General features: G+C 75.6%; 5 protein-coding genes and 1 pseudogene. 3 read left to right on the top strand and 3 right to left on the bottom strand.

Features of this window, described 5'->3' with window-relative positions; genetic code table 11:
- Positions 1-389: 389 nt before the first annotated feature.
- Positions 390-1,070 (bottom strand): HdeD family acid-resistance protein, encoded by a 681-nt coding sequence (locus tag ACLU3S_RS34400; RefSeq protein ID WP_413955899.1) that lies wholly within the window; start codon positions 1,068-1,070, stop codon positions 390-392.
- Positions 1,071-1,325: 255 nt separating this feature from the next.
- Between ACLU3S_RS34400 and ACLU3S_RS34395 the strand changes: the two genes are divergently transcribed.
- Positions 1,326-3,074 carry a copper resistance protein CopC gene (locus ACLU3S_RS34395; protein ID WP_413955900.1) on the top strand — a complete coding sequence of 583 codons (1,749 nt, stop codon included), beginning with the start codon at positions 1,326-1,328 and terminating at the stop codon, positions 3,072-3,074.
- Between the two features lie 28 nt (positions 3,075-3,102).
- On the opposite strand, the gene ACLU3S_RS34390 is transcribed toward ACLU3S_RS34395, so the two are convergent.
- Positions 3,103-6,288: a CHAT domain-containing protein gene (locus ACLU3S_RS34390; protein ID WP_413955898.1), complete on the bottom strand. Its 3,186-nt coding sequence runs from the start codon at positions 6,286-6,288 to the stop codon at positions 3,103-3,105.
- A complete protein-coding gene (locus tag ACLU3S_RS34385) occupies positions 6,285-7,247 on the bottom strand; it encodes a hypothetical protein (protein ID WP_413955897.1) in 963 nt (320 codons plus the stop codon). Before ACLU3S_RS34385 ends, ACLU3S_RS34390 begins: the two co-directional genes overlap by 4 nt.
- A 71-nt stretch (positions 7,248-7,318) precedes the next feature.
- Between ACLU3S_RS34385 and ACLU3S_RS34380 the strand changes: the two genes are divergently transcribed.
- Both ACLU3S_RS34380 and ACLU3S_RS34375 read left to right on the top strand, forming a co-directional pair.
- Positions 7,319-7,678 carry a hypothetical protein gene (locus tag ACLU3S_RS34380; protein ID WP_413955896.1) on the top strand — a complete coding sequence of 120 codons (360 nt, stop codon included), beginning with the start codon at positions 7,319-7,321 and terminating at the stop codon, positions 7,676-7,678.
- Positions 7,675-7,889 (top strand): annotated as a pseudogene (locus tag ACLU3S_RS34375) (hypothetical protein); the annotation flags it as partial. The gene ACLU3S_RS34380 and the pseudogene ACLU3S_RS34375, both read left to right, overlap by 4 nt.

Here is a 7,889-nt window from a genome sequence, read left to right as displayed (position 1 = left end):
GGCCCGGGCACACGGTCGTGTGCCGAGCAGAGGTGGTGGCGTACGGCCCGCGGTGGTCCGGGTTGGCGCGGCCGGCGTCCGGGGCCTGTGGGGGGGCGGATTGCCGGCGCGGAGGTCCCTGCCGAGCCGGGCTTCGCCGCGTTCCTGCGCGTCACCGCGAGGCGGTTGTGCCGTTCCGGTGTGTCGAGGTCGTCCGGTGGTCGTCGGCGCGGAGGTCCCTGCCGAGCCGGGCTTCGCCGCGTTCCTGCGCGTCACCGCGAGGCGGTTGTGCCGTTCCGGTGTGTCGAGGTCGTCCGGTGGCGTCGGCACGGAGGCTGCCGGACGCCGCCTCGCCGCGCTCGTCGCGTCGCTCCCGGGCGGGTGCGCTGTCCCCGCGCACCGGAACGCGCTCACACGGTCTGCGGCACCTGGCGGGTCCGGCTGCGGATCCGGAGGGCGGTGGCGATCTCGACGATGCCCACCGCGAGCAGCCAGGCGCCCCCGAAGAGGGTCAGCGCGGCGACCGACTGGAGGGGGGAGTCGATGAGGACGATGCCGGCGACGACGGTGAGGATGCCGAGGACGAGGTGCCAGCCCCGGGCCGGCATCCGGGTGTCGGAGACGGCGGCCATGATCTCGGTGATCCCGCGGATCAGCCAGCCGATGCCGATCCACAGGCCGAGCAGCAGGATCGACTGCATGGGCCCGCGGAAGCAGAACAGGCCGAGCAGGATCGACAGGGCGCCGCTGATGAACGCCAGCACCCGCAGCGAGGTGGTCTTGTGCGTGCCGAAGGCGGAGACCAGCTGGAAGATCCCGCTGATCACGAGATAGACGCCGAAGAGCACGCCGGCCACCAGCAGGGAGGGGCCGGGCCAGAGCAGGACCAGGATGCCGAGGATCAGGGACGCGATCCCGGTGACGAGGACGGCCTGCCAGGCGGCCCGGGACAGGGCGTGCAGGGGGCCTTCGAACGCGGGCTCGGGCTCGTGGTGCTCGTGCGGGGCGCCGAACGGGGGGTGCGCCGCGTGGACGCGCTGGTCGTCGTACTCCCGGCCCCAGTCGGGACCGCTGCTCGGTGCCTCGGTCATGCTCCATGCTCGGACCGGCGCCGCGCCGACCGCCACCCGGGTGGACCGACCGGCTCATCCCCGCCGGCCCTCACCGCCCCCGCCCTCGTCTCCCGCGTGCGCGCGCTCGAACGGGTGAGGCAGAGAGCGCGGCCGGATTCCCGGCCGACCCGGTGAGCACCGTGGACGCCCGGTCCGTACGTATTCCGTACGTACACGAAGCACAGGGGACGGAGGGGCGAGGTGGGCGTGGGACACCGACGGCTGCGACGACTGGTGCTGCTGTGCGCGGGGCTGCTCCTGCTCCTCCTCGGCACGGCGGCCCCCGCATCGGCCCATGCCGCGCTCGACGGTTCCGACCCCACCGACGGGACCGTCCTGCGCACCGCGCCCCGGGAAGTCACCCTGACCTTCAGCGAGTCGGTGGGCCTGCTCACCGACTCCTTCCGGGTCTACGACCCCGGCAACCACCTGCTGCGCACCGGCCCCGCCGGTCACGCCCCCGGCCACTCCGACACGGCCCGCGTCCGGCTCCCCGCCAAGCTGGGCACCGGCACCTACACGGTGGCCTGGCGGGTGGTGTCGGCCGACAGCCACCCGGTGTCCGGGGCGCTCACCTTCTCGGTCGGCAAGCGCACCGTGACGACGGCGAGCACGGTCCCCGACCGCACGGAGAACCCCGTCACGACGGCCCTGTACAACATCGCCCGCTACCTGGCGTACCTCTCCCTGGCCGTCCTCCTGGGCGCGGTCGCGTTCGTGGCGTACTGCCGCCCGCCGGCGGCGACCCGGCTGCGCGCCCCGGCCACGGCCGCCGCCTCGACCCTCCTCGCCTCGACGGCCCTGCTGTTCCTGCTGCGGGCGCCGTACGAGGAGGGCACCGCCGCGTGGGCCGGCCTCTCCCCGTCCGCCCTGGCCCACTCGGCGACGACCCGCTCCGGCGCGCTCCTCCTCGCCCGGATGGCCCTGCTCCTCCTGGCCGCGGCCGGAGCGGCGCTCCTGCGGGCCCGCCGCCGAAGGCTGCCGCGCCGCGCCACGCTCGCGGTCGCCGGAGCGCTGTCCCTCCCCCTCGCCCTGACCTGGGCGGCGGCCGAGCACGCCGCCGCGGGCATCCAGGTCCCGGTGGCGATCACCATGGCGACCCTGCACCTGCTGGCCATGGCGGCCTGGCTGGGCGGCCTGGCCGCGCTGCTGCGGACCCTGCGGGGCATGCCCGAGCTGCCGGCCTCGGTCCCGGCCCGCTTCTCCCGCCTGGCCCTCGCCTCGGTGACCGTCCTCGTGCTCACCGGCGTCTACCAGTCCTGGCGGGGCCTGGGCTCCTGGCAGGCGCTGACGGACACGACGTACGGCCGCACCCTGCTGGCCAAGTTGGCGGCCGTGGCCGCCCTGCTGCTCGCGGCGGCCTCCTCCCGCACCTGGACGGCTCGGCTGGGCCAGGCGGCCCGGACGCGGACCGCGAGCCCCGCCCGCGTGCCCGAACCGGCCGGCGGCCCCCCGCTCCCGGCGCGGCCGGACACCCCCGAGCCCCCTTCTCCCGCCGTCGTCCAGCTGCGCCGCTCGGTCCTGGCCGAGGCCGCGGTGGCCGTGGTGGTCCTGCTTCTGACGACCCTCCTGACCAGCACCGTCCCCGGCCGTACGGCGATCGCGGCGGCGGATGCCGCCGCACCGGCGGCCGGCATCCCCAGCGCCTCGGTCACCACCATCCCCTTCGACGCGGGCACCCCGGGCGGCCGGGGCAAGGTCCAGATCACCCTGGACCCCGGCCGGGTCGGCCGGAACTCCGTCCAGGCGGTCGTCTACGGCCCCGACGGCGGCCTGTCCACGGTCCCCGAACTCCGCATCACCCTCACCCTGCCCGCCCGGCGGATCGGCCCCCTGGACACCAGGGTCGCCGACCGCGGCGGCTACTGGGCCACCGACTCCTTCGACCTGCCCCTGACGGGCACATGGACGCTGAAGGCGACGGTCCGGGTGTCCGAGGTGGACCAGGTGACGGTGTCGGCACCGGTACGGGTGGTGCGGTAGACCGCGCCGGGGGTGCCCCGGCGCGCACTCACGCGCCGGTGTGGATGTGGGCCGCCCAGCGGGTCGGCAGCAGGGGCTCGGCCTCCCGGGCCGCACGGACCGCGCGGTGCAGGGCGAGTGCGGGGTCGTCGGAGCCGTGAGCGGCGTAGAAGGCGCGGGCGATCTGCGCCGCAGTCTGGTCGTGGACCTGCCACAGCGTGGCGATCACATGCCGGAACCCGACGAGGCGGAACGCCGAGCCCAGGTGGATGGACTCGCCGGCGAACTCTCCCGTGCTGCGGGCGGTCGAGCAGGCCGACAGATAGGCGAGCCGCGCGTCGGGGGCCCGCAGCCGCTGCAGGTCCGTGACCAGCAACGGCTGGTCGTGCAGGACCAGATGGCTGCCCGACGGATGGGCCGGGTCGTGGTGGGCGTGGCAGGCGAAGTGCGCCCAGCCGCTCGACGGCAGTGCGGCGGTCACCGCGGCCCTGGTGGCCTGTTCCCCCATCAGCAGCCGTGCCCCGGCCGCCGTGCCGAGCGCGGCGGCCTCCGACAGGGTCGCGGGCAGCGGCGGGTGTCCCGGGGTGTCCGGGACGGCGACGACCAGGGGCCGGCCGGCGGGTCGCCCGGCCGGGTCCGGCGCCGCCGGCAGGGCGCGGATGGTCGGGGTGTACGACGAGACCACCCGGTCGAGGACCGTCTCGCCGTGCGCCGCGCCGTCCTCGATGTGCCCCGCCGCGTGCAGGGGCAGGGCGTTCAGCGCACCGGTCGGTGACCACCACACCCTCGGCCAGGGGCCGTCCTCGGGCGGCGGACCCGTGTGGCCGAGCGCCCGGAGCACCGGTGCGGCCACCGTGTCCCAGAGCCGGCCGAGCGTCTCCCGGATCGTCGCCTGGGCGCCGAGCCGCTGCACCAGCCCCAGCCGGGGGTTCTCGGCCGCGGCCACCGCCTCGGCGAACTCCCGTACCTGCCGGTCCAGTTCGTCCTGGCGCAACCCGGGCAGCGGTACCACGCGCAGCCCGCTTTGGTCGAGCACCAGGGCGTCGCACCGGTACCGGCTGACGTTCACGGTCACCACCGGGCCCTGCCGCGGGACCAGCGCGCGCAGCCGGTCGGCCCGCGGCACGTCGAGGAAGTGCTCGAATCCGGGGATGCGGCGGATATCGCGCAGCGCCTGCTCCCAGAGCAGGCCCAGCCGGTGCCGGCGGTCGGGATCGGGGCCGGACTCGCCGAGCGCCTCCCGGACCGCCATCAGTTCGGCGGCCGACTCGGGGGCCAGCGCGCGCAGTTCGGCCAGTTCGCGGTCCGTGTCGAGCGCGGCGGAGAGCAGGACCGAACGCCCGTGTTCCAGTAGTTCCAGGGCCGCCTCGGGCCGGCCGGCCTGGAGGGCCACCGCCGCCGCGTCGCCGGCCAGCTGGAACCGCCCGGCCAGCAGCCGTTCCTGGTCGGCGGGCCGCAGATGGACGGGCACGAGCTCCGGCAGCCGGGCCACGGCCGCGCGATAGCCGTCCAGGGCCTCGGGCCAGTCGCCGGTCGACGCCGCCCACTCGCCGCACTGGGCCGCGTCCGCGATCCGCTGCTCGGTCGTCGCGCCGGGCGCGGCGACCGCGCTGCGCAGCACGCCGATCGCCTCGCGCAGCGCCGCACGGTCCCCGCGTTCCCGGGAGCGCTGGGCCAGGGCGTGCGCCAGGTTGTGCAGCGAACTGACGTGCCCGGTCGGCAGGTCCGGTTCGGCCACCGCATGGCGGTAGGCGTCGATCACCTCGTCGAGGGCGTCGGGCGTGTCCGGGCGGCCGTGCCAGGAGGCGATTGCGGCGCCGAGGTTGTTGAACACCGTCGCCCGATGCGTCGACGCCGGATCCGCGAGCACCTGCCGCAGCAGCCCGATGGCCTCCTCCAGCGGCGCCGGGTCGGCGGCATCCCCCTGCAGCTCCTGGTGCGCGCGGTACTGCAGGACGAGGGCCGCGGCGAGGTCCTCGCGCGCCTCGTGCACGCCCGCCGTGCCCGGCCCGGCCGCCACGGCGGCCAGCTGATCGCGCAGCACCGTGATGGCGTCCTGGAGGTGGCCCACCCTGCCGTCGTGCCGGAACTGGACCATCAGGGCGCGGCCGAGCGCGGGACGGGCGCTGCGCAGCAGCACCGGGTCGCCCGCGGCCAGGGCCACCGCCTCGTGCGCGACCGCGGCGGCCTCGTGGAGGGAGTCGGTGTCGGAGGCGGACTGGTAGCGCTCGCGCAGCATGGTGCTCAGGTGGGTGAGGTGAGCGACCCGGGCGCGGTGCCCCAGTGACCGGCCGACCTGGATCGCGGTGCGCACGGCCGCGATGGCCTCGCTCAGCGTCGCCGCGTCGGGGGCCGCCAGATGCCGGGCGTAGCAGGCGTCGGCGAGCAGCGCCCAGCGGGTGGGCAGGCTGGCGTGCCCCGGGGGCACGCTGTCGATGCCGGCGCGCAGCAGGGTGATGGCCTCGTCCAGCTCCGCGGGGTCGGCGTTGCGCACCCCGCGCTGGTAGAGGGCCTCGCCGAGCAGCCGCCGGGCCTGGTCGAGCTCGGCCGGATCGGTCCGGTCCCGTACGGCCCAGCGCAGCCGGGCGACGGCCCGATCCAGGTCGGCATCGCCGCCGCCCTGCTCGGCGCGCAGCTGGAGAGCCATGATCAGCAGCGCGTCCGCGGCGTTGTGCGTGCCGTCGCCCGGCGCCGTGACCGCCAGTACGTGGTAGAGCGTGTCGACGACGTCGTCCAGGACGGACGCCGCCCCGTCGCCTCGCGCCCGGCGGGCGTAGCGCATCGTGATGTCCGGCAGGTCGTCCTGCTCGCGAGGCGAGGTCCCGGCCATCGACACGGCCATCAGCTCCTCGCCGGCCCGCACCAGTGCCGCCTGCGGGTCGCGCCGCACGTCCGAGGTGCGGCGGAACAGCTCGGCCACCGGCTCGGGCACGGCCTTCGGCCTGCGGCGGTGGGCGACGGCGAGGTGGGAGAGCGCGATCTGGTAGGCCGACTCGGCGAGCGCCGTCCGGCCCTGTTGCCGCAGCGCGAGACAGCAGCACCAGCGCAGCCACCCCAGGGCCAGGAAGGCGTCGGTGTCGGGGAGGCCGAAGCGGTCCTCGAGCGGCATGAGGACCAGACGCGTGGCCTCCTCGTCGGCCTCGGCCGTGAGGACCAGGTCGGCGTCACCCGTGCGCCGGTACGCGTCGACGCGGGCGCGGACGGCGGCCAGGGCCGCCTTCTTGTCGCCCCTCACCGGTCGCGGGGCGCCGAGGCGAGGCTTTGGACCATGTCCCGGAACCGCTCGGAGGCCCGGATGGTGTGCGGCCGGTCCGAGGAGCCGAGGCCGGCCGCGGCGTCGGCCTGCCAGTCCGGGAACGTGACGCTCTCCAGCATGCCGTCCGACCACCAGAACAGCTGCTGGGTCAGCCGCCGTTCCGGGGAGCGGGGCAGGCCGTGGAGGTTGGCCCCGTACTTCTGCAGGCCCGGGGCGGCCGTGAACAGGGCCGGGCCGTTGACGACCCAGAACGCCAGGACGTCCGTGCGCGGCACCACCAGCAGGATGCCGTACGGGGTCGGGCGCCCGGCGAGCTCGGCCATCCGCAACACGTGGGCGGCGGTGTGGCGGCTGCTGCCCAGTACCGTGCAGAGCGGGGAGTCGCCCGGGACCACCTCGTGGATCTCGCAGGGCTGACGCCGCAGGTTGGCCATCGCGATCGACCACACCTCGGCGGGTGACACGTCCCAGCGCCGCGTCTGCTCGGTGTCGACCACCAAGTCACCGTACTCGCCCGTCAGTTGCACCTCGGCGACCAGACCGCCGCCGACGATCCGGGTCATCGCGTCCAGGCGGTCCTCCGACTGCCCGGAGAGGCGCACCACGGGCAGCAGCGCTCCCCGGGCGGCGTCGAAGGGCGTCATCCGCTGCGCCCGCGCCTCCCGTTCGGCGTCCGCGCACCGCTGCGGATACTCCGCCACCGTCGTACGCCACTGCTCGCGGGCCCGGTTCCGCAGCCAGCCGGCCAGCCGTACGAGGTCCAGTTCCGGCACTGAGGTGCCGTCGGACACCCAGGAGATGCGCGGCTGCCCGGTGTAGTCCGGCGCGAGGAATTCGCGGACCAGGTCCCGGAACGCCGTCCACTCCTCGGCGCTGAACCCGGCACACCAGGGCGGCACGGACGAACGGTCGGACTTCGATCGCCGGAAGAGCGCCATGACACCAAGAGTACGATCACGCTTACTCTCTGAACAGACATCAGATACTCCGGCCCGGCGAGGACACGCTGATGATGGCTGACGAACTGGCGCGGTTCTGCGCCGAGTTGCCCGACCTGCGCGTGGCACTGCGGGGCTCGCCGCGGCAACTGGCGCTGCTCGACCAGGCCGAGCACGCGCTGCGCGAGGGCGAGCCGGTGGCCCCGCTGCTGCGGCAGTTGGGCATAGCGGTGGACAGCGACGAGACGCCCCTCGCCGGGCGCGACGCGGCGGCGACGACGTCTCCGGTGCGCAGCAGCCACGTGGTGACGGGCGCCTACCTGTGCCCGCGCCGCGCGTGCCTGCGGGCCGAGGTACGGCACACCGGGGAGGGCCTGCCGGTCTGCCACGTGTACGGCGAGGCGCTGCGCTTCGTGCCGGACGGGCGATGAACGGAGTCCTGGCGGAGCTCGGCCGCCGGCTCGCCGAGCGGCTGATGGCGCTGCTCGTGCTGCCGGGGCTGCTGTACGTCGGCAGCCTGCTGGCGGCGGCCTCGCTCGGCGGCGTACGGCTGGAGGGGACCGGCCGCGCGCTGCGGCGGGCGGTGGCGCCGATCACGACCGCCGTCGGATCGCGGTCCGCGGCCTCCGGACTGTCCGTCGC

The sequence above is a fragment of the Streptomyces sp. AF1A genome (assembly GCF_047340315.1).
In the GTDB taxonomy this organism is placed as follows: domain Bacteria; phylum Actinomycetota; class Actinomycetes; order Streptomycetales; family Streptomycetaceae; genus Streptomyces.
Note: the sequence above shows the minus strand (reverse complement) of the source record. Positions and strands in the feature narration are given on the sequence as shown.

Bases quoted from the DNA above. Each gene is read 5' to 3' on its own strand.
- ACLU3S_RS34400 (WP_413955899.1), bottom strand. From the start codon at position 1,070: ATGACCGAGGCACCGAGCAGCGGTCCCGACTGGGGCCGGGAGTACGAC.
- ACLU3S_RS34385 (WP_413955897.1), bottom strand. From the start codon at position 7,247: ATGGCGCTCTTCCGGCGATCGAAGTCCGACCGTTCGTCCGTGCCGCCC.
- ACLU3S_RS34380 (WP_413955896.1), top strand. From the start codon at position 7,319: ATGATGGCTGACGAACTGGCGCGGTTCTGCGCCGAGTTGCCCGACCTG.